Origin of the sequence: Cronobacter sp. HA18006 (assembly GCF_011605445.1) — a bacterium.
Classification (GTDB): domain Bacteria; phylum Pseudomonadota; class Gammaproteobacteria; order Enterobacterales; family Enterobacteriaceae; genus Cronobacter; species Cronobacter sakazakii.
Genome location: NZ_JAANQB010000011.1, coordinates 1220545 through 1242305, shown reverse-complemented (window position 1 = coordinate 1242305; position 21761 = coordinate 1220545). Strand labels below are relative to the sequence as shown.

Annotated in this window: 21 protein-coding genes and 3 tRNA genes; 21 read left to right on the top strand and 3 right to left on the bottom strand. The window is 51.2% G+C overall.

The features are described from left to right. Positions 1 to 77: 77 nt before the first annotated feature. From G9X48_RS07640 to sdiA, 14 genes are all read left to right on the top strand, one after another. Entirely contained in the window at positions 78 to 3380 is a 3303-nt protein-coding gene (locus G9X48_RS07640) for a bifunctional class I SAM-dependent methyltransferase/glycosyltransferase (RefSeq protein WP_234005233.1), read from the top strand. Between the two features lie 65 nt (positions 3381 to 3445). Beyond that, positions 3446 to 4603, top strand: coding sequence for a DegT/DnrJ/EryC1/StrS family aminotransferase (locus tag G9X48_RS07635; protein WP_007868879.1), 1158 nt, complete (start codon positions 3446 to 3448; stop codon positions 4601 to 4603). Positions 4604 to 4615: 12 nt separating this feature from the next. Then, positions 4616 to 5314, top strand: a complete 699-nt coding sequence (locus G9X48_RS07630) for a WbqC family protein (protein WP_038880137.1) — start codon at positions 4616 to 4618, stop codon at positions 5312 to 5314. Position 5315: 1 nt separating this feature from the next. After that, entirely contained in the window at positions 5316 to 6278 is a 963-nt protein-coding gene (locus tag G9X48_RS07625; RefSeq protein WP_038880141.1) for a glycosylase, read from the top strand. Continuing rightward, complete coding sequence (locus G9X48_RS07620; RefSeq protein ID WP_038880143.1) at positions 6278 to 7237, top strand: hypothetical protein; 960 nt, start codon at positions 6278 to 6280, stop codon at positions 7235 to 7237. The genes G9X48_RS07625 and G9X48_RS07620 overlap by 1 nt, the downstream gene beginning before the upstream one ends. After that, on the top strand, positions 7234 to 7680 hold the full coding sequence (locus tag G9X48_RS07615; RefSeq protein ID WP_044593397.1) for a GNAT family N-acetyltransferase: 447 nt from the start codon (positions 7234 to 7236) through the stop codon (positions 7678 to 7680). Before G9X48_RS07620 ends, G9X48_RS07615 begins: the two co-directional genes overlap by 4 nt. A gap of 1 nt (position 7681) precedes the next feature. Further along, the gene (locus tag G9X48_RS07610) at positions 7682 to 8419 is read left to right on the top strand and encodes a class I SAM-dependent methyltransferase (RefSeq protein ID WP_007868871.1); all 738 of its coding nucleotides are present in this window, start codon (positions 7682 to 7684) and stop codon (positions 8417 to 8419) included. 158 nt (positions 8420 to 8577) lie between these two features. Then, positions 8578 to 9297 (top strand): RNA polymerase sigma factor FliA, encoded by a 720-nt coding sequence (locus G9X48_RS07605; RefSeq protein WP_004387973.1) that lies wholly within the window; start codon positions 8578 to 8580, stop codon positions 9295 to 9297. A gap of 60 nt (positions 9298 to 9357) precedes the next feature. Beyond that, a complete protein-coding gene (gene fliZ / locus G9X48_RS07600) occupies positions 9358 to 9906 on the top strand; it encodes a flagella biosynthesis regulatory protein FliZ (protein ID WP_004387974.1) in 549 nt (182 codons plus the stop codon). 85 nt (positions 9907 to 9991) lie between these two features. Next, positions 9992 to 10792 carry a cystine ABC transporter substrate-binding protein gene (gene tcyJ, locus G9X48_RS07595; RefSeq protein WP_007868869.1) on the top strand — a complete coding sequence of 267 codons (801 nt, stop codon included), beginning with the start codon at positions 9992 to 9994 and terminating at the stop codon, positions 10790 to 10792. Positions 10793 to 10886: 94 nt separating this feature from the next. Further along, entirely contained in the window at positions 10887 to 11879 is a 993-nt protein-coding gene (gene dcyD, locus G9X48_RS07590; RefSeq protein ID WP_012124421.1) for a D-cysteine desulfhydrase, read from the top strand. Positions 11880 to 11902: 23 nt separating this feature from the next. Next, entirely contained in the window at positions 11903 to 12571 is a 669-nt protein-coding gene (gene tcyL, locus G9X48_RS07585) for a cystine ABC transporter permease (protein ID WP_007868867.1), read from the top strand. After that, positions 12568 to 13320 (top strand): L-cystine ABC transporter ATP-binding protein TcyN, encoded by a 753-nt coding sequence (gene tcyN / locus G9X48_RS07580; protein WP_007868858.1) that lies wholly within the window; start codon positions 12568 to 12570, stop codon positions 13318 to 13320. The genes tcyL and tcyN overlap by 4 nt, the downstream gene beginning before the upstream one ends. A gap of 252 nt (positions 13321 to 13572) precedes the next feature. Further along, positions 13573 to 14298, top strand: coding sequence for a transcriptional regulator SdiA (gene sdiA, locus G9X48_RS07575; RefSeq protein WP_038880149.1), 726 nt, complete (start codon positions 13573 to 13575; stop codon positions 14296 to 14298). Between the two features lie 73 nt (positions 14299 to 14371). Here the strand turns inward: sdiA and G9X48_RS07570 are convergent, their stop codons facing one another. Continuing rightward, positions 14372 to 14596 (bottom strand): DUF2594 family protein, encoded by a 225-nt coding sequence (locus tag G9X48_RS07570; RefSeq protein ID WP_004387981.1) that lies wholly within the window; start codon positions 14594 to 14596, stop codon positions 14372 to 14374. A 483-nt stretch (positions 14597 to 15079) separates the two neighbouring features. On the opposite strand from G9X48_RS07570, the gene uvrY reads away from it, so the two are divergent. From uvrY to G9X48_RS07535, 7 genes are all read left to right on the top strand, one after another. Further along, positions 15080 to 15736, top strand: a complete 657-nt coding sequence (gene uvrY, locus G9X48_RS07565; protein WP_007868852.1) for a UvrY/SirA/GacA family response regulator transcription factor — start codon at positions 15080 to 15082, stop codon at positions 15734 to 15736. After that, entirely contained in the window at positions 15733 to 17565 is a 1833-nt protein-coding gene (uvrC, locus tag G9X48_RS07560; protein ID WP_038880152.1) for an excinuclease ABC subunit UvrC, read from the top strand. The genes uvrY and uvrC overlap by 4 nt, the downstream gene beginning before the upstream one ends. Before the next feature lie 56 nt (positions 17566 to 17621). Continuing rightward, a complete protein-coding gene (gene pgsA, locus G9X48_RS07555; RefSeq protein ID WP_004387984.1) occupies positions 17622 to 18170 on the top strand; it encodes a CDP-diacylglycerol--glycerol-3-phosphate 3-phosphatidyltransferase in 549 nt (182 codons plus the stop codon). 166 nt (positions 18171 to 18336) lie between these two features. Continuing rightward, positions 18337 to 18412 (top strand) — tRNA-Gly (locus G9X48_RS07550). 53 nt (positions 18413 to 18465) lie between these two features. Next, positions 18466 to 18539 (top strand) — tRNA-Cys (locus tag G9X48_RS07545). Positions 18540 to 18551: 12 nt separating this feature from the next. Further along, positions 18552 to 18638 (top strand) — tRNA-Leu (locus G9X48_RS07540). A 553-nt stretch (positions 18639 to 19191) separates the two neighbouring features. Further along, positions 19192 to 19611, top strand: coding sequence for a GNAT family N-acetyltransferase (locus G9X48_RS07535; RefSeq protein ID WP_007868826.1), 420 nt, complete (start codon positions 19192 to 19194; stop codon positions 19609 to 19611). Positions 19612 to 19639: 28 nt separating this feature from the next. Here the strand turns inward: G9X48_RS07535 and tyrP are convergent, their stop codons facing one another. Continuing rightward, positions 19640 to 20848 carry a tyrosine transporter TyrP gene (gene tyrP, locus G9X48_RS07530; protein ID WP_004387986.1) on the bottom strand — a complete coding sequence of 403 codons (1209 nt, stop codon included), beginning with the start codon at positions 20846 to 20848 and terminating at the stop codon, positions 19640 to 19642. Positions 20849 to 21085: 237 nt separating this feature from the next. Then, positions 21086 to 21583, bottom strand: coding sequence for a non-heme ferritin (gene ftnA / locus G9X48_RS07525; protein ID WP_007868824.1), 498 nt, complete (start codon positions 21581 to 21583; stop codon positions 21086 to 21088). Between the last annotated feature and the right edge of the window lie 178 nt (positions 21584 to 21761).

Genomic DNA, 21761 nt, shown 5'->3' with positions numbered 1-21761 from the left:
AACTCTGATTTTTCAGTGGGTATATAGCTTTGAAAAGTTTCTACTCTGTCTCATCTCGGATGCCCGTTACGCTTCATATGGCGGCTTCGCTTTATCACGCCGAGGCCGTCATGCCCACGCAGTCGCGTATCCTTGAGCTGGGATGCGGTCAAGGCGAGGCGCTTATCGCAAACGCGCTAGCGTGGCCGGAAAGCGTTTCGCTGGGTGTTGATATCAATGAAGAAGACATTGCGCGCGGTCAGCAGCGTATTGAACAATATGCGCTGTCTAATATTGAGCTTCATCACGCTGGGCTTGCCGATTTGCTCGCTTCTGACTTAGGTAAATTTGACTATATTGTCCTACGAGGGCTTTTTGCGCTGATGGGCGGCGATGAACGCGCCGAGCTACTCCGGTGGTGCCAGACGCAGCTTTCCTCGTCAGGTATTCTCGCCATTCACTGGCAAGTATTACCCGGTGCGCGCGATGCAAAAATCCTTCAGGATTCGTTAAGTTTTCATGCGAGTGGTGCCCGCGATATTGATATGCAACTGGCATCGGCTCGGGGCATGCTCAGTTATCTTGCAATGACTCTGCCGGAAGGTGGTCTGAAAAATCGGGTAAACGAAGCGGAACAAAGCAGCGACCTTTCGCTCGCTTTCCGCTATCTCGGTAATGTTAACCAGGCTGATTACTTCGTTGATTTCTACCAGCAAATTTCAAATGCAGGTTTTAGCTATATTGGAGATGCGGTTCCACAATGCGAGTTGGCAACTTATTTTGGAGCGCATATTGCTCAGATGCACGGTTTGATTGGCAGTGCTAGCGTACGTGCAACCAGCCAACAATACCTCGACTTTGCTATTGATCGAACCGAGCGTTTTAGCCTGCTTACACATACAGGTACGTCAGGTGCCGCTATAGCTCCTAATCTTAAATCGGTTGAGCATTTGCACTGGGCGGGCTGTTTCAAGCGACAGTTTAATAACAATGGCGCGATGATTAACTGCCATGTTGGGCAAGACGGTACGCCTGTTAAAACTGAAAACAAAACAACGTTGCAGGTTCTCGACGTGCTGGCTGATGTCTGGCCGTTAAGTCTGAGCTTTGAGCAGTTACTGTTCCACTGCCGCTTTCCACAGGAACCTAGCCGCGACACACGTGCGGAGCTGATTGGATCTCTGCAGGATCTTCTCGCTAATACCATTAATGGACTGATGGTGAGCGCCATGCCCTGTGCCTATAATCAGGCGCGGGACGAGGCGCTGCGCCTGATTGCGCCGGTGTGCGAAGCGAATTTTGCAATTCAAGATACGCTTGTTCTCCATAATTACTGGGGACAAGCTGTAACATTAAGCCGTGAAGAGTGGCGTTTCGCAGAATGCGGCGTTCAGTTTTATGACGAATCGAGCTGGTCGCTGTTTAAGTCGCTACGAGAAAAAGGATTGCTGACGGGCTCGGTAGATGCCTGGCGTTTTGCGCTGCAAAGCTTTATGAAATCGGATGACGTTGCGGTAATAAAGCATGTATATCTCGCCATTCTTATCTTCGGCTGTGAGCCTAAATACGGTGGGTTTTCAGATACTCTCAAAGGCACGCAACATACAGCAGGCGGCGATGATAAATACGATAGTCTCTATGATGAGGTTAACGCGCTTATCAGGCAGGGCAGGAACAAAAAAGCTTGCGAGATAGTGGCTGACCGGCTTAAAGACGATCCTGATAATGTGCATTTGCTGCGCTGCCAGGCACGAACTAACCTGCTGATGGGAGCCTGGCAAACCTCATTTCTGTTAACAAGTCGCCTGTTGAGCCACTATGCTCTGCACTGGGATAGCTATTTTGATCTGGCCACTGCTCTGTTCAAAACCGACGATTTCCTTGAGGCGCGCAAATTGCTGCTAGCCTTGCTCCGAATCGACGATAAGAACGCTAATTGCTGGAACCTGCTTGCATGCCTCTATCATGAGCGCCGTGAGATGACCATTGCTGAAAAGTGCGCCCGTCAGGCTATACGGCTGCGAGCGGATGTACCTTATTTTTTGAGCATCATGGGGATCATTTTCAGTGATAACCAGAAGATGGCCGATGCGCGGTATTTCCTCGAAAAGTCTCTGGCTCTGAAAAGTCCAGATTTTGACACATTCACTAGCCTTTTGTTTGTGATGAGCCACGATGCAAGCGTATCTCCTGTGGAGCTTATCACAGCACATAAGGAGTATGGGCGTCAGGTTAACGAATGGGTGGCATCGCAACAAGTGACGGTGCGTCATAACGTTAACAATGAGCCGAACCGTAAATTGCGTGTAGGCTTTGTGTCTGCCGATCTTCGCCAGCATCCGGTTAGTAACTTTTTCTTGCCCTTCTGGGATAATTTGAATCGCAATGATTTCGAGTTAATTGCTTACAGCAATAGCGAAAAATATGACGAAGTGAGTGAACATTTTGCGAAAAGCGCTGCGCTGTGGCGCACCATAACAGGATTTAGTAACGCGGAGCTTGCGCAGCAAATCGTAGAAGACAAAATAGATATTCTTTTTGATTTGTCGGGGCATACCACTGGCACGCGCTTACCGATGTTCGGTTTCAAGCCCGCGCCCATTCAGATTACCTGGCTTGGTTACCCGGGAACTTCGGGCTTGGCGCAAATGGATTACCGTATTGTTACGCCAGGTTTCGGCAAGCCTGGCGAAATGGACGCCCAGCACAGCGAAAAGTTGCTTTATATACCACTTCAAAACTTTTTCGCGCCAAGTCCGTTAAGCCCGGAGATCAATCCGCTGCCTGCACTCAGCAACGGGTACTTTACCTACGGCAGTTTTAATCGTCCGAAAAAGCTTAATAAAGAAGTTTTTTCTCTCTGGGCGAAAATCTTGTCGCGTAATGCCACGGCAAGGTTACTTATCGGCTTTATGGACGACGACGAGATGATAGCCCGTTATCGCAAGAAGCTCTATGCGCTTGGAGTTCAGGAAGAGCAACTTATCTTCCGGCGAACCACCAATCTTGAAAACTATCTTCATATGCACCATGAAGTTGATTTGTTGCTGGATTCATTTCCTTATACCGGCGGTACAACTACCAGCCATGCCGTCTGGATGGGCGTACCGACATTGAGTATTGCAGGCGCTACCCCAGCGTCACGGCAAAGTGTGGAAACAATGCACATCTACGGACTGCAATCTTTTATTGTGGGGAGTCAGGATGAATACCTGGAGAAAGCAGTGTGGTGGCAAAGCAATCTGGACGAATTGAATGCCTTACGCCAGAACATGCGTGACAACATACCTATGCAACAGCCTGGCTTTAATGCTGCGGCTCCGCTGGAAAAAGCACTGCGTCAGGCTTGGCATCTCTATTGCGCTGGACTTCCTGCGCAAAGTTTCACGGTTGAAGAATAGGGGATTGAGCAGCGGAAATTTGCTGCTCATGAATGATACCCACAGGTTTATATTGAGGTGTGCTAATGCAAAACAAAGTCTATGTTACGAGCCCGCTGCTTCCGCCGCTTGAAGAATTCATTCCTTATCTTGAGACGCTTTGGGAAAGCAAAATACTGACCAATGGCGGCCAGTTTCATCAGCAACTGGAACAGGCGCTCGCCGATTACCTTGGGGTTAAGCACGTCTGCCTCTTTTCTAATGGAACGCTTGCGCTGCTGACAGCGCTACAAACATTACGTATCTCGGGAGAGGTTATCACGACTCCATATTCGTTTGTGGCTACCTCACACAGCCTGTTATGGAACGACCTGACGCCAGTATTTGCTGATATCGATCCAGTGACTTTCAATATTGACCCAGACAAAATTGAAGAGCTGATCACTCCGAAGACAACGGCTATACTGCCTGTACACTGCTACGGCATTCCTTGCGATATGGAGCGTATTCAGCGCATCGCAGATACTTATGGTCTGAAAGTGATTTATGATGCTGCCCACTGCTTTGGCGTAAAAGAGAATGATAGCAGCATCCTTAACTACGGTGATTTATCTGTTCTTAGTTTCCACGCAACAAAAGTATTCAATACTTTCGAAGGCGGCGCAATTATCTGTCACGACGCTAAAACCAAACAGCGTATCGATTATCTCAAGAATTTTGGCTTTGCTGATGAAACCGTTGTTATGGCCCCGGGTATTAATGCAAAAATGAACGAAGTTCAGGCCGCCATGGGTCTTTTACAGCTAAAATATATCGATGGTGCTCTTGAGGAACGAGCGATAGTTTATCAACGTTACGTTAATCTGTTGCGTGAATCTCTGCCAGAAGTGAAATATATTACTCCGGCTGACAATGTGTCATGGAATTACTCTTATTTTCCTGTGCTTTTTGATGATTTTTGCAGGGTAAGTCGCGATGATGTATACACTGCTTTACGTCAACATAATATTTACGCTCGACGCTATTTTTATCCACTAATCAGCGCTTTTCCAATGTATCGCCATTTCCCGACTGCAAATGTTAGTCATTTGCCCGTGGCCGATGGTATTTCTCAAGCGGTGCTTTGTTTGCCTATTTTCCCAGGGTTGGCCGAAGAAGAGCAGCACCGAATTGTTGAAGTTATTAAGAGCTTATTTACCGAAGCTGAAAAGATATTGGAACCTGCACTTGTGGTTAACGGTTAGGAAGTATTTAGTATGAAACTTGCGATTATGCAACCCTATTTTTTTCCATATATCGGCTATTTTCAGCTGATGGCATCAGTGGATACCTTTGTTGTATATGATAATATCAAATACACAAAAAAAGGGTGGATAAATCGCAATCGCATTCAGAATCGTGGGGTGGAAGGTTTAATTTCGTTGCCCTTGAAAAAAGGATCAGATTATCTAGATGTTCGTCAGCGAGAGCTCTCTGATACCTTCGACCGCGAAAAGTTGTGCAATCAAATTGCTGGTGCTTACCGGCAAGCTCCCTTTTACCGAGATGTGATGCCGCTAATTGAGCGGATTGTTAAACAAGAATCGTGCAATTTATTTGACTATCTTTTCCAGGGGCTGGTTACGCTTCGAGATTATTTCTCTTTAGACTGCGAATTACTAGTGTCCTCAGCTATTGATGCCGAACATACGCTAAAAGCGCAAGATCGAGTATTAGAACTCTGTCGTGTCCTTAAGGCCGAAACGTATATTAATCCACCGGGAGGCGTTGCACTTTATTCCCAGCGCGATTTTAATGTTAATGGAATAGTGCTGAAATTTATTCAGCCGCGTTCGTGGCTTTATAAACAATCAGGTGCGGACTTTATTCCTTGGCTTTCAATTGTTGACGTAATGATGTTTAACGCACGTGATGAGATTATTCATCATCTTAAAACTGGCTACGAGTTAAATTGATATGTTTACATGGAAAAAATTGGGTAAAGTGTTTACCCCCCAAGAAATCACCCATCTTCCGTGGCTCAAGGAATTTGCTCAGGCACCCGCCACGCTGGTTTTTGACGACTTCGTGCGCGTCTATTTTTCGTGTCGTCCTCCTGCCGATGAGAATGGCATGTACGTCAGTTATTCTGCATGGGTAGACTTGGCTCGCGACGATCTTTTTCGAGTGTTGCGTTTTTCTAGCCGACCAATCCTTGAACTGGGTGGGCATGGTGAGTTTGATGAATTTGGTACCTATCCTGTCAGCGTTATCCGCGAGAATGGAATAGTCAAAGCATGGTATGCCGGATGGACACGCTGTGAATCTGTCCCATTTAACGTCGCCATAGGCATGGCAGTAAGCCATGATGATGGAGAAACCTTTATAAAAGCGGGACCAGGTCCGATTATTAGTTATAGCCCTGGCGAACCCTTTGTGATAAGTGGCCCTAAGATTCGTCGATTCAACGACCAGTGGCAACTTTTCTACATTGCCGGGCAAAAGTGGAAGCTGGTGGAAGGCCGTCCGGAACCCGTCTATAAAATTCGCATGGCCACTTCAGAAGATGGCGTCCATTGGAAAAAATGCGATAAAGATTTGATCCCCAGCCGCATTGAAGAAGATGAAGCGCAGGCAAGCCCTGACGTGTTTTTCGCCAACGGCAAATACCATATGTTCTTTTGTTACCGCTATAGTGCTCATTATCGTGGTAAGCAGAACGGGTATCGCATCGGATATGCATGGAGCGAAAACCTTATCGATTGGCATCGTGATGATAGCAAAGTTGGCATTGATGTCTCTGAATCTGGATGGGATGCGGAAATGATCAGCTACCCGCACGTATTTGAGCTTGATGGCACGACCTATATGGCTTATCTCGGTGACCAGGTTGGTCGCTACGGTTTTGGTCTGGCAAAACTAGAAGGAGAGTTACGCTGATGCTGAACTGGAAAAAACGCGGCTTAATTTATTCTCCAACGCTTTATCCACCGCTGGCGAACGGCGTAGGGTTTGCTCAGTCACCACAGACGCTAGTTTTTGAAGACTATGTGCGGATCTTTTTCTCAACCCGAGAGCGAGATGCTCAAGATGGCAAATTTGTTAGCCGGGTTTGTTACGTGGATATGGATAAATCACTGCAGGAAGTTATTCGTGTCAGCCCTTCGCCCGTCATCGGACCGGCTGAACTCGGCGCCTTTGACGAACATGGTATTTTCCCGTTTAACGTGTTGCGTCATGAAGGAAAAATTATGGCTTGGACCACGGGATGGAACCGGCGAGTTTCCGTTTCGGTGGATACCGCTATTGGCCTTGCAATCAGCGAAGACGAAGGCGAAAGCTTTACCCGCATCGCAACTGGTCCCGTTATGGCAGCATCGCTGCATGAACCCCACCTTGTGGGAGACGCATTTGTGCTTCATCTCAATGGATCTTTTCATATGTGGTACATCTTCGGCACCGGCTGGAAGAAGCCGTCCGCCGTTGCAGTGCCGGAACGTATTTATAAAATAGCACATGCGATATCTGATAACGGCATTGACTGGAGGCGCGATAGCAAAACCATTATCGAACCTGTTCTCGGTGACGATGAGTGCCAGGCGCTACCGACAGTGATTCAGACAGGCGATCGATACCATATGGTTTTTTGTTTTCGCGAATGTTTTGATTTTCGCCGCGGCGGAGGACGAGGTTATCGTCTGGGTTATGCCTGGTCTCAGGATTTACAGGTTTGGCATCGCGACGACAGTCAGGTTGCGTCGCTTTGCTCTAAAGATGAGTGGGACAGCGAAATGCAATGCTACCCGCACCTTTTCCGTTGTGACGGCAAGGTTTATTTACTTTATAACGGTAATGCATTCGGCAAAGGGGGATTTGGTCTGGCGGAAATGATTTTATGACGGCTTATCATTTTTTGCAAAATTGTGCAACTTCACAAGAGGTAGCGGAACACCTCAGTCAGTGTGAAGAAACGTTTGTTACCTCGCTTGCCGCAAAAATAGCAATTCCTGATTATGCAAAAAAAATTACCGATCATGCTTGGCGTACTGAAGCTTGGCTTGACAACAAATTGGTTGGTCTTGTGGCTGCTTATTTTAATGACGATACGCAACAGGGATTTATTACTAACGTGTCAGTTTTACCACAAGTTCAGAAGCGCGGCATTGGTAGCCAATTATTAACACAATGCTTGAGTTTACTCCAGACAAAAGGCGCGACTGAAATTGGCCTTGAAGTGGATGAAAGCAATATTCCGGCTCAGCGCTTATATATGCATAAAGGATTCAGGCGTGGAGCGGTTGCCAATTCGACAATATCGATGATCTTTACGGTGAGAAAATAAAATGATGATTCGAGATTACAATCAGGAAATCAAAGATGCTGCGGACCACCAGTATGCCTATAACTTCGATTTCGACGTTATGCATCCTTTTATGATCCGTGCCTTTACGCCTTTTTTTAAGCCTGGTAAACTGCTTGAACTAGGGTGTTTCAGGGGCGATTTTACTCTGCGCCTTGCAGAAAAATTCTCCGATATCACGTGTGTGGAGGCCTCGGAAGAGGCACTGAAAGTGGCGCATGAAAGAGTTGGTGATGCGGTTTCACTGGTGCGATCTCGCTTTGAAGACGTTAAGCTACCTTGTCGCTATGAAAATATCGTTTTAACTCATGTTCTTGAGCATATTGACGAACCGGTCGCACTACTCAAGCGTATTAACGATGAGTGGCTAACTGAAGATGGGCATTTCTTTCTGGTTTGTCCAAACGCTAATGCGGCTTCTCGTCAGATTGCAGTAAAGATGGGACTTATCTCTCACAATGATGCGGTAACTGAAGCGGAATTTCTTCACGGACACAGATGCACCTATTCACTAGATACTCTTGAGAGGGATGCCCGACGGGCTGGACTGGATGTGGTTTACCGTACGGGCATATTTTTCAAAGCCATGGCTAACTTCCAGTGGGATAGGCTTTTGCAGACAGATATCATATCAAAAGAATATCTTGAAGGGTGTTATGAGCTTGGTCATCAATACCCAGATTTATGCTCAAGCATTTTCCTGCTTTGTAAAAAAGGTTGAATTTACAAGTACTAATCAAAGTTACTGATGCATGTTTTCATCTCATGTGTCAGTAACCCTTAAATAACCCCTCATTTTCCTCACTATTCTCCCGATTAAAAACCTCTCCAGAAACGGATAATCATGCCGATAACTCAACTAACGCAGGGCTGTTTATCGTGAATTCTCTCTATACCGCTGATGGTGTAATGGATAAACACTCGCTCTGGCAGCGTTATGTCCCGCTGGTGCGTCACGAAGCGTTGCGCCTGCAGGTGCGTTTGCCGGCGAGCGTCGAACTGGACGATTTGTTACAGGCGGGCGGCATCGGCTTGCTGAATGCTGTAGAACGCTACGACGCCCTGCAAGGAACGGCATTTACCACTTACGCAGTGCAGCGTATACGTGGCGCGATGCTGGACGAGCTGCGCAGCCGTGACTGGGTGCCACGCAGTGTCCGACGCAACGCGCGCGAGGTGGCGCAGGCAATAGGCCAACTGGAGCAGGAACTGGGACGTAACGCGACGGAACTGGAGGTCGCAGAGCGACTGAGTATCCCGCTTGAAGAATATCGTCAGATGTTGCTCGACACGAACAACAGTCAGCTGTTCTCGTATGACGAATGGCGTGAAGAGCATGGCGATAGCATCGAACTGGTGACGGAAGATAACCAGAACGAAAACCCGCTGCATCAACTGCTGGAAAGCAATTTGCGCGAGCGTGTTATGGAAGCGATTGAATCGCTGCCGGAGCGCGAGCAGATGGTGCTGACGCTGTACTACCAGGAAGAGCTGAATCTCAAAGAGATTGGCGCGGTACTGGAAGTGGGCGAGTCAAGGGTGAGCCAGTTGCATAGCCAGGCCATCAAACGTCTGCGTACCAAGCTGGGTAAGCTATAGGTTGTTGATTCGTCATCATCCTGGTAATGCCGCACACAGGAACGACAACCAGGAGTTATCATGACGGCGCAGCAACCTAAAAGGCGGCCCCTGAGCCGCTACCTTAAAGATTTCAAGCACTCACAGACGCATTGTGCGCATTGTCACAAGCTGCTGGACCGCATTACGCTGGTTCATCGCGGCGAAATTGTGAACAAGATAGCGATCGCTGCGCTCGACACGCTGCTTGACGAGGCCACCTGGGAGCAGGAAAAGCAGGACTGGGTGGCGCTTTGCCGCTTCTGTGGCGATCTGCATTGTAAAGAGCAGAGCAACTACTTCGATATCATCGGCTTTAAGCAATATCTCTTCGAGCAAACCGATATGAGCCACGGCACGATCCGCGAATATGTGGTGCGCCTGCGCCGTCTCGGCGCGCATCTCACCCAACGCCAGGTGCCGCTCTCGCTTGCCCGTCAGGATAATCTTGACGAGCATCTTGAGGCGTGGCTGCCGCTCACCAGTACCAACAATTATCGTATTGCGCTTCGTAAGTATGCTCAGTATCAGCAGCTCTCGTCACTGCCGACAGAGAAAACCGACTCAACGGCAACTTCTGATATATATTAAAAAAGCATAAGTTGTAGCACAGTGGTTTTGATTTCTTTGCGTAACTACTTACACTAGCACTTAATTTCGTTAATTCGGGGTACTTATGAAACTTGCACTTTTGGGTCGTCAGGCGCTGATGGGCGTTATGGCGGTCGCGCTGGTCGCGGGCATGAGCGTGAAAACCTATGCTGCGGAAAATTTGCTGAATAAAGTTAAAGAACGCGGCACGCTGCTGGTGGGGCTTGAAGGCACTTATCCGCCGTTTAGCTTCCAGGGCGATGACGGTAAGCTGACCGGCTTTGAAGTGGAGTTCGCCGAGGCGCTCGCGAAGCACCTGGGCGTGAAAGCCTCGCTTAAACCGACCAAATGGGACGGGATGCTGGCGTCGCTGGACTCTAAGCGTATCGACGTGGTGATTAACCAGGTCACCATCTCCGATGAGCGCAAGAAAAAATATGATTTCTCAACGCCGTATACCGTTTCCGGTATTCAGGCGCTGGTGAAGAAAGAGAAGGCGGACAGCATTAAAACCGCGGCCGACCTCAAGGGTAAAAAAGTGGGCGTTGGTCTTGGCACCAACTACGAAGAGTGGCTGCGCCAGAACGTGCAGGGCGTGGATATCCGCACCTATGACGACGACCCGACCAAATATCAGGATCTGCGCGTAGGCCGTATCGACGCCATTCTGGTGGACCGCCTGGCGGCGCTGGATCTGGTGAAGAAGACCAACAACACGCTGGCCGCGGCCGGTGAACCGTTCTCTCGTCAGGAAGCGGGCGTGGCTATCCGCAAAGGCAACGACGATTTCGTCAAGGCCGTTGATAACGCCATCGCCGAGATGCAGAAAGATGGTACGCTCAAGAAAATCTCTGAGAAGTGGTTTGGCGCGGACGTGACTAAATAACGGCTTTGCTGCGCAAAAAAGGTGCTGATATCAGCGCCTTTTTTTATGCCTGCGAAAAATTGCTGCATAATGACGGTTTAACCGCTGAACTGGCATGAGGTTTACCATGCAAAATCTTACCCGCTATGCGCGCCTTGAGCTTATCGGCGCGCCCACGCCGCTGGAGTTTCTGCCGCGCCTGTCTGACTACCTGGGCCGCGAAATTTTCATCAAGCGCGATGACGCGATGCCGGTGGCGATGGGCGGTAATAAGCTGCGCAAGCTGGAGTTTCTCGCAGCCCAGGCGCTGCGCGAAGGGGCCGATACGCTGGTGACGGCGGGTGCTATCCAGTCGAACCATGTGCGCCAGACGGCGGCGGTGGCCGCGCGCCTCGGCCTGCACTGCGTGGCGCTGCTGGAAAACCCGATCGCCACGCGCGAAGAGAATTACCTCACTAACGGCAACCGGCTGCTGCTGGATCTCTTTAATGTGCAGGTCGAGATGTGCGACGCGCTGGACGCGCCAGACCAGCAGCTTGACGAGCTGGCGGTGCGCCTTGAAGCGCAGGGCTTCCGGCCTTATGTCATTCCGGTTGGCGGCTCGAACGTGCTGGGCGCGCTCGGCTATGTCGAAAGCACGCTTGAGATCGTGCAGCAGTGCGAAGGCGTTGTGCGCCCGTCATCCGTAGTGGTCGCCTCCGGCAGCGCCGGAACGCACGCGGGGCTCGCCGTCGGGCTGGAGCAGGGGATGCCGGAGGCTGAACTTATCGGCGTGACGGTCTCGCGAAGCGTCGCCGCGCAGAAGCCGAAAGTCGTCGCGCTGCAGCAGGGCGTTGCAAAAGCGCTGGAGCTGGAAGCGCGCGCCGATATTTTACTGTGGGATGACTATTTCGCGCCGGGTTACGGCGTGCCGAACGACGAGGGCATGGAAGCGGTGAAGCTGCTGGCGCGTCTCGAAGGCATTTTGCTTGACCCGGTTTATACCGGCAAAGCGATGGCGGGGCTCATTGACGGCATCGCACAGAACCGTTTTAAAGATAACGGCCCGATTCTCTTTATTCACACCGGCGGCGCTCCGGCGCTGTTCGCGTACCATCCGCATGTCTGAAAACGCAGGGTGAAACCACTATAATGCAGGAAAGTATCCAACTGGTTATCGATTCGGCACCCTTTCTCCTGAAAGGGGCCGTTTTTACGCTACAGCTCAGCATCGGCGGCATGTTTTTCGGCCTGGTGTTAGGCTTTTTGCTGGCCATGATGCGGCTGTCGCCTTTCTGGCCTGTCTCGTGGCTGGCGCGGTTTTATATCTCGATTTTTCGCGGTACGCCCCTTATCGCCCAGCTCTTTATGATCTACTACGGTCTGCCGCAGTTTGGCATCGAGCTGGACCCGATCCCGGCGGCGATGATTGGCCTTTCGCTCAATACCGCGGCGTATACCTCTGAGACGCTGCGCGCGGCGATTTCGTCGATTGATAAAGGGCAGTGGGAAGCGGCGGCGAGTATCGGCATGACGCCGTGGCAGACGCTGCGCCGCGCCATTCTGCCGCAGGCCGCCCGCGTGGCGCTGCCGCCGCTCGGCAACAGTTTTATCAGCCTCGTGAAAGATACGTCGCTCGCCGCCACTATCCAGGTGCCGGAGCTTTTCCGCCAGGCGCAGCTTATTACCTCGCGCACGCTGGAGGTATTTACGATGTATCTGGCCGCGTCGCTCATCTACTGGATAATGGCGACGGTGCTTTCTGCCCTGCAAAACCATTTTGAAAACCAGCTAAACCGACAGGAGCGCGATCCGAAATGAGTGCCATTGAGGTCAAAAACTTGGTGAAGAAATTTCACGGGCAGACGGTGCTGCATGGCATCGATCTGGAAGTGCAGACCGGAGAAGTGGTGGCGATTATCGGCCCGAGCGGCTCCGGTAAAACCACGCTTTTGCGTAGTATTAACCTGCTGGAACAGCCCGAGAGCGGCACCGTGCGCGTGGGTGATATCACCATTGATACTGCCAGATCGGCCCGCGAACAGCGCGGCCTGGTGCGCGAGTTGCGACAGCAGGTCGGCTTTGTGTTTCAGAGCTTTAACCTGTTCCCGCACCGTACCGTGCTGGAAAACATCATTGAAGGGCCCGTTATCGTGAAGGGCGAGCCGAAAGCGGAGGCGACGGCGCGCGCCCGTGAACTGCTGGCGAAAGTCGGCCTTTCTGGCAAGGAAAACAGCTATCCGAAGCGGCTTTCCGGCGGTCAGCAGCAGCGTGTGGCGATTGCCCGTGCGCTGGCGATGCGCCCGGAGGTGATTCTCTTTGATGAGCCGACCTCCGCGCTGGATCCTGAACTGGTGGGCGAAGTGCTGAACACTATCCGTCAGCTCGCCCAGGAGAAGCGCACGATGGTTATCGTCACCCATGAGATGAGTTTCGCGCGCGATGTGGCCGATCGCGCGATCTTTATGGATCAGGGCAAAATCGTCGAGCAGGGCGAGGCGAAAGCGCTGTTCGCTAACCCGACACAGCCGCGCACCCGCCAGTTTTTAGACAAACTTCTCAATGCCTGACCCCTTACCCGGTGCGTTTTAGCACCGGGTGCCTTCGCAAACTCCCTGCAAAAAATAAGCCTTAAAAAGTGTCTGACTAATTAATCAGCATATACAGTTCGTTAGCGTTTTAATTTGGCTTAAAGCCTGTGTCTGGCGCAATGTCGCGTGCGGAATGCGGATTATTGATATTAATAATTATGAAGAATGTGTTATTTTGTCATATCACAAAAAAATAATGCTTACAGCACGACAGGAGTTTCGCCCCACAGCATGAAGGAAAGTGACTTTTTTAACTGGCGTCGGGAAATGACGACCCGCTTTCAGGAAATTCAGGATTCAAGCGACATTTATTCGCTCCTGAAAACCGAAACGCAGAACATGGAATATGATTATTTCGCGCTGTGCGTTCGCCATCCTGTGCCTTTCACGCGCCCAAAACTGACGCTGCACACCACCTATCCTGAAGCCTGGCTTGAGCATTACCAGGCGGAAAATTATTACGTGAAAGATCCGGTGCTGAAGCCTGCAAATTATCTGGTGGGTCCGCTCTCCTGGAACGACGCGCTGTTCGCCGGCGCCGCAGAAGAGCTCTGGAATGCCGCGCGCGACCACGGTCTGGTCAAGGGCGTAACGCAGTGCGTCATTGCGCCTAACCGCGCCCAGGGATTTTTATCCGTCTCTGGAACCAGCCCGCGTGGACACTCCATGGCGGATGACGAACTGGCGTTGCGACTTCAGCATTTGGTGGAACAAAGCCTGGTTACCATGATGCGCCTGGAAGATCCGGCGGCAACGGTGCTGGAAATGAAACTGAGTAAACGAGAAAAAGAGATATTGCAGTGGACGGCGGAAGGTAAAACGTCGGCGGAAATTGCGATAATATTATCTATCTCGGAAAATACCGTTAATTTTCACCAGAAAAATATGCAGAAGAAGTTTAATGCTCCAAACAAAACGCAAATTGCCTGTTATGCTGCTGCAATTGGACTGATTTGAGCGGGTCATTTGTTCTGCGTGCCAGACACTCGAACCGGCTGGAAGAATAAACGTTCTCCAGCCGGTTTTTTTATTAACGGCGGTAAGCCTGTTTAATTTGCTTAACGGTATTGGTGTAAACCGCCGCTTGCTCCGCATCTTCCATTTCAGCTATCTGTTTTTCCATTTTAATGATAACCCGGCCCGCATCAGCCTGACCCATTGCCTGCAGCATCAGCGTCAACAGGGATTTCAGGCATGACACCTCGGTAGCCAGTTCCTGGTTGTTCTCTGCGGTGGAAATATCGGGAGTGCTCATGGTTTATCCTCTGTCAGTGTAACGACGTGCAGCGGGCACGCCTGTTGATGTTTTAAGGCGGCGGAGTATACCACAAGGTCCTAAAAAGTAATTAGCGCCGTTTTTTTGAGCGTTTTGTGAGGCGTCTGGCTTATTATAATAAGCTTTTCACCGATAAACGGGATTTCTCAGGGTTCGCTGACGTAGCGGTGAAAATATATGTTTCCAATAAGTTTCTCCGTTGTAAATTTAAAAGTTGCCCATCAGCGCTTTTAAATTGTCAAAAAGTAATATGATATATCCAGAAATGCTGAACCTTGATTTCTGGACGTTTTTTAAGTATCGGTGCCGCTATCGCAGGCTCAAAAACGCGTTTTAACTGGATTTAACCCGCCCGTTGCTTACAGAAGTGCATTTTTTGCGTTTCAAAGTTGACTTAAAAAACGCTAATATGGGGCGAATAAGTTACCAGCAGCGTTATCCCTTTTTGAGGAGTGTTTTCCTTTGATCAACGTTCTTCTTGTTGATGACCACGAACTGGTGCGCGCAGGGATACGACGCATACTTGAAGATATGAAGGGCATTAAGGTGGCAGGCGAAGCCTGCTGCGGCGAGGACGCCATCAAATGGTGTCGCATTCACCCGGTGGATGTGGTGCTGATGGATATGAATATGCCGGGCATTGGCGGCCTGGATGCGACTCGCAAAATCGCCCGTTATTCTTCAGACATTAAAGTGATCATGCTTACCGTACATACGGCAAACCCGCTTCCGGCTAAAGTGATGCAGGCCGGAGCCGCAGGGTATCTGAGTAAAGGTGCCGCACCCGCCGAAGTGGTGAGCGCTATCCGCTCGGTTCACGCCGGACGGCGCTATATTGCTTCCGACATCGCACAGCAAATGGCGCTCAGCCAGATAGAGCCCGACCGCAGCGAATCCCCCTTCGCGAGTTTGTCGGAAAGGGAATTGCAGATTATGCTGATGATTACCAAAGGCCAGAAGGTCAATGAAATCTCTGAGCAGCTTAATCTCAGCCCTAAAACCGTCAACAGCTACCGCTATCGTATGTTTAGTAAGCTAAACATTCATGGCGATGTCGAGTTGACGCATCTGGCCATCCGCCATGGCCTGTGTAACGCGGAGACCTTATCAAGTCAGTGAGTGAAGTTTTTGATTCCAAATCGTTCCTGAAAACCGTCACCAGCCAGCCTGGCGTCTACCGTATGTATGACGCCAGCGGCACGGTTATCTACGTCGGCAAGGCCAAAGATCTCAAAAAGCGCCTTTCCAGCTATTTCCGAAGCAACCTCGCCAGCCGTAAAACCGAAGCGCTGGTGGCGCAAATCCAGAATATCGACGTGACGGTGACTCACACCGAGACCGAAGCGCTACTGCTGGAGCACAACTACATCAAGCTCTACCAGCCGCGCTATAACGTGCTGCTGCGCGATGACAAATCTTATCCGTATATCTTCCTGAGCGGCGATACGCATCCCCGGCTGGCTATCCACCGCGGCGCGAAACACGCCAAAGGCGAGTATTTCGGCCCGTTCCCGAACGGCTACGCGGTGCGGGAAACGCTCGCGCTGCTGCAAAAGATTTTCCCGATTCGCCAGTGTGAGAACAGCGTCTATCGCAACCGCTCGCGCCCGTGTCTGCAATATCAGATTGGCCGCTGCCTCGGGCCATGCGTCGAGGGGCTGGTAAGTGAAGAAGATTACGCGCAACAGGTGGAATATGTGCGGCTGTTCCTCGCCGGTAAAGATGACCAGGTGATTAATCAACTGGTCTCACGCATGGAGCAGGCGAGCCAGAATCTGGCGTTTGAAGAGGCCGCGCGCCTGCGTGACCAGATTCAGGCGGTGCGCCGCGTAACGGAAAAACAGTTTGTCTCCAATAACGGCGACGATCTGGATGTGATCGGCGTGGCCTTTGAATCCGGCATGGCGTGTGTGCATGTGCTGTTTATCCGCCAGGGGAAAGTACTCGGCAGCCGCAGCTACTACCCGAAAGTGCCGAGCGGCACCGAGCTTGCGGAAGTGGTGGAAACGTTTGTCGGGCAGTTCTATCTGCAGGGCAGCCAGATGCGCACGTTACCGGGCGAGATTTTGCTCGATTTCCCGCTCACCACGCCGGAACTGCTGGCCGAGACGCTGACAGAAATCGCCGGGCGTCGTGTGAATGTGCAGACGCGCCCGCGTGGCGATCGCGCCCGCTACCTGAAGCTTGCGCGCACCAACGCGGCGACGGCGCTGACCACGCGGCTTTCTCAGCAGTCCACCATCAGCCAGCGTCTTACCGCGCTGGCGCAGGCGCTGCATCTGCCGGAAATAAAGCGCATGGAGTGTTTCGACATCAGCCATACGATGGGCGAGCAGACCGTGGCGTCCTGCGTGGTATTTGACGCGAACGGCCCGCTGCGCGCGGAGTATCGCCGCTATAATATTACCGGCATCACACCGGGCGATGATTATGCGGCGATGAATCAGGTGTTGCGCCGTCGCTACGGCAAGGCCATCGAAGAGAGCAAAGTGCCGGATATTATTCTTATCGACGGCGGCAAAGGGCAGCTTGGTCAGGCGAAATCCGTTTTTGCCGAGCTGGACGTGCCGTGGGATAAACACCATCCGCTGCTGCTTGGCGTGGCCAAAGGCAGCGATCGTAAAGCCGGGCTGGAAACGCTGTTCCTGGAGCCGGAAGGGGAGGGCTTCGCCTTACCGCCAGATTCTCCGGCGCTGCATGTTATTCAACATATTCGCGATGAATCGCATAACCATGCGATTACCGGCCACCGTAAAAAACGCGCCAAAGTGAAGAACACCAGTACGCTTGAGACGATTGAAGGCATCGGGCCAAAACGTCGTCAGATGTTGCTCAAATACATGGGCGGATTGCAGCCGCTGTTGAACGCGTCGGTCGAAGAAATTGCGAAAGTGCCGGGCATCTCTCAGGCCCTTGCAGAAAAGATCTACTACTCGTTGAAACATTAAGGGCTATGTAGCAACATAGCGGTAATCTCAAATTATGACAGATAGTTACCTGCACTATGCGATTTAATATCCCTACATTGCTGACGCTGTTTCGAGTCATTCTGATCCCGTTTTTCGTGCTCGCGTTCTATCTGCCTTTTCACTGGGCGCCTTTCGTTTGCGCGTTGATCTTCTGCTTTGCCGCAGTGACCGACTGGTTTGACGGTTTTCTCGCCCGCCGCTGGAATCAAAGCACGCGCTTTGGTGCGTTCCTCGACCCGGTTGCGGATAAAGTGATGGTCGCTATCGCGATGGTGCTTGTCGCCGAGCACTATCACAGCTGGTGGATTACCCTGCCGGCGGCCACTATGATCGCGCGTGAAATTATTATCTCCGCGCTGCGTGAATGGATGGCGGAGCTGGGCAAACGCAGCAGCGTGGCCGTCTCCTGGATTGGGAAAGTGAAAACCACCGCGCAGATGATGGCGCTGGTCGGTTTGCTGTGGCGTCCGAATCAGTGGGTTGAGTACGCCGCGATTGCACTCTTTTTCGTCGCTGCAGTGCTGACGTTCTGGTCAATGTTCCAGTATCTGAACGCCGCGCGCGGTGATTTGCTCGAACGTTGATCTATACGGCGCAAAATTCAGCAAACGAATCGCGTTGCCTGAAAATTTCGTTGACTCATTGCGTCAGGTAAGTAGAATGCAACGCATCGAACGGCGGCACGGTTCGCTGGACGGTAAATAAATCAAGTAATTAGATTAAGCGATTCGCTTTCAGTTACTTCGATAAGCGGGAATAGCTCAGTTGGTAGAGCACGACCTTGCCAAGGTCGGGGTCGCGAGTTCGAGTCTCGTTTCCCGCTCCAAATTTTGATATCAGCCCCTTTGCTGGTGTCAGCCTGAAAAGGCAAGCAATTCTGGCGCGTTAACAAAGCGGTTATGTAGCGGATTGCAAATCCGCCTAGTCCGGTTCGACTCCGGAACGCGCCTCCACTTTCTTCCCGAGCCCGGGTGGTGAAATCGGTAGACACAAGGGATTTAAAATCCCTCGGCGTTCGCGCTGTGCGGGTTCAAGTCCCGCCCCGGGCACCATGGGAAAGACAAGAATAATCAAAGCAATAAGCAGTGCCGTGCAAACCACCTTCGGGTGGTTTTTTATTTTTCCGCGCCGTTTCCTGACATTTTTCCTGACATCATTTCTCGTTTTTTCCTGAGCGGCCACGGCGTCATCACGCTGATTCTTAATGTATTTAGCTTAAGCGCACATTCTGAACACCATCACACTTCGCTAATAAATTCATCAATCTCGATATATCATGTATCTGTTTTTCCATTCTGCTGCTACGTTTTAATAGCACCCCATCATGGTGCTCTCTACTCGCTGCAATGAGTTTTCCAGGTCAGCGTTCAGCCCCACGGTTGAGCCATTCTGACGCTGACTCACACGGGGGAAAATCGTACCTTGCAGAATAAGGGCCAGGACGGCGCAAACCATAACAGACTGAGCCAGTCCATGAGGACTGGCTTCTTTTTCCTCCCTCCCCGCACACCAAACTCTTTCCAGAAATACCGCCTGCCGGATTTCGGGGGTTATGTCGTCTGCCGAAAACGCTTAAGGTCAGTAAAAGATAATGAGGAAAAGACGATGGAATATCAGTTAAAGGGTACCGCGGATGAAGAACTCAAAGCACGCATAAAAAAACAGGTCGGGCTTTATAACGCAAAGCATATGACGTCTGATCCGCAGGAGCTGATCATCAGCGTCACCGACGCGCAGGGCAATCTGACCGCCGGTCTGACCGGGCGTAGCTACTGGGGCTGCCTGCATATCGAATTTCTGTGGGTCGATGAAAGCCTGCGCGGGCAGGGCACCGGCGCGTCGCTCATGGCGATGGCCGAAGCAGAAGGGCGTAAGCGCGGTTGTAAACGGGTATTTGTGGATACCTTTAGCTTTCAGGCACCGGATTTTTACCGCAAACAGGGGTATGACCTCTACGGCGTGGCACCCGATTATCGCGATGGTCACTCCCGTTTTTACTTCAGCAAAGACCTGAGCGAAAAGTAAAAGCCCCGACAATGGGGCTTTAACCTGTTCAGCCAACCTCGCGCAATACGCCCGCGCTAATCAAAAACTGTATAGCCACAATGGCGATGCCGCAGGCAAAAACCAGTGCCAGCGTGAGACTGCCCCCCGCGACCTGCCAGCCTGCCGGGTGACGTTTACGGCTCTGCCAGGCGAGCAGGGAAGGGAGCAGCAGCGCCAGCACCGCCAGCGCCACGCCCGCATAGCCGAGCGCCATGACAAACCCCTGCGGGTAGAAAAGCGAGAAAGCGAGCGGCGGCACAAAAGTCATCAGTCCGCTCTGGGCGCGGCCCGCTACGGTGCGGGAGCGTTTAAACATATCCGCCAGATAATCAAAGAGCCCGAGCGACACGCCAAGAAACGAGGTGGCGAGCGCCAGATCGGCGAAAAGATGCACCGCCAGCTCCACATGCGGCGAGGCGACGACATCGCGCACCGCCTGCAACAGACCATTTAGGCCAGCATGGGTAGCGAGCAGGCCCATAAAGGTGTCTGACGGGATCGCCCCCAGCGTGGCAAGCTGCCAGAACAGATATGCCACCAGCGGGATAGCGCTGCCGGTGATAAAAATCAGCTTAAGTTTGCGGACATCGCCCTTCATATAGCTGACGATACTCGGCACGCTGCCGTGAAAGCCAAATGATGTAAAAATGACCGGCAGCGCGGAGAGCGCCAGGCCTTTTTCCACCGGCAGCGTTAGCAGATTCACCTGATGAATATGCGGCATCATCATCGCCAGCATCACGACCAGAAAAACCGTTTTGGCTGTAAACAGCAGACGATTGACCAGATCCACGCTGTGCGTGCCGATGCTGACGATAAGCCCGCCCACAAGCGTAAACGCCAGCACGCCGGCAGCAGGCGTAATGGCTACGCCCGTCCACTGGCTCAGGCTTGAGGCCAGCAGTTCGCCCGCGCCGCTGATATAGGCCGCCGTCAGCGCATACATCAAAAACAGCATGCTAAACCCGGCCAACCACTGGCCAGGTTTACCAAGATAATGCAACGCAAGCGTACCGAGCCCGGTCGATGCAGGCTGGTGCTGATAGACCTCTACCAACAACAGCGCGGTGTAGCACATCAGCCCCCAGAGTAAGAAAAGCAGCAGTGCGGTCACGCCAAAGCCAACGCCCGCCGCAGCCAGCGGCATCGCCAGCATCCCTGCGCCGATAGTCGTACCGGCGACGATAAAAATACTGCCCAAAGTGCGGTTCTTCACGCGGTGTACTGTCCTGCAATCATCAACTGGAAATTTATGCTGCGCAGGGTAAAGAATTCTGTTCACGTCGTCAAACTGACGTTACGTAGGGTGTAATTTTTTGTTTACGGCAGGGTGTGCAGGAAGACCTGCTTCAGCCGCTGTTAGCAGCGTCAAAAAATTGAGGAAATGAAAGGCGGAGAGAATTAAAAGGCGGGAATAAAAACCGGTAATGACAGCGCCATTACCGGAAAAATATCAGGGCTGAGCGTCGAGCGTTGCCAGCTCTTTATCGATGAAATAAAGCCCTTCGCCGCTTTTACCTGCGAGGCTCAGTTTATCCAGCACGGATTTAAACAGTTTTTCTTCTTCATGCTGTTCGGCCACATACCATTGCAGGAAATTAAAAGTGGGATAATCCTGCGTGGTCATCGCCACGTGCGCCAGTGCATTAATCTGGCGGGTGATCAGCTGCTCATGTTCGTACGTCGCCTGAAAGAGCGCATCGAGAGACGCATATTCAGCATACGGTGACGGCACGGCGTTAATGCGCGGGAAACTGCCGGTATCTGTCAGATAGTTAAAGAGACGCTGCATATGCGTCATTTCTTCCTGCGCGTGGCGGCTTAAAAACGCCGCCGCCCCTTCAAAGCTGTGATAGCTGCACCAGGCGCTCATCTGCTGGTAAAGCAGAGAAGAATAGAGTTCAAGATTCATCTGCTCATTAAGTTTTTCAATCATATCTGGCTTCAGCATATTATTCTCCGCGATAACAGGGGTAATTATCGCCGCACTATAATTTGTTATTAAACTGTTTGCAAAAGATAAAATTAAAAAACCGTGGCGTTAATAATGCAAATAGGAATTAAAGTCATTCATTAATTAAATGAGAATTATTATTGCGAAAAAAAGAAATAAATAAGACGGTAAGAAT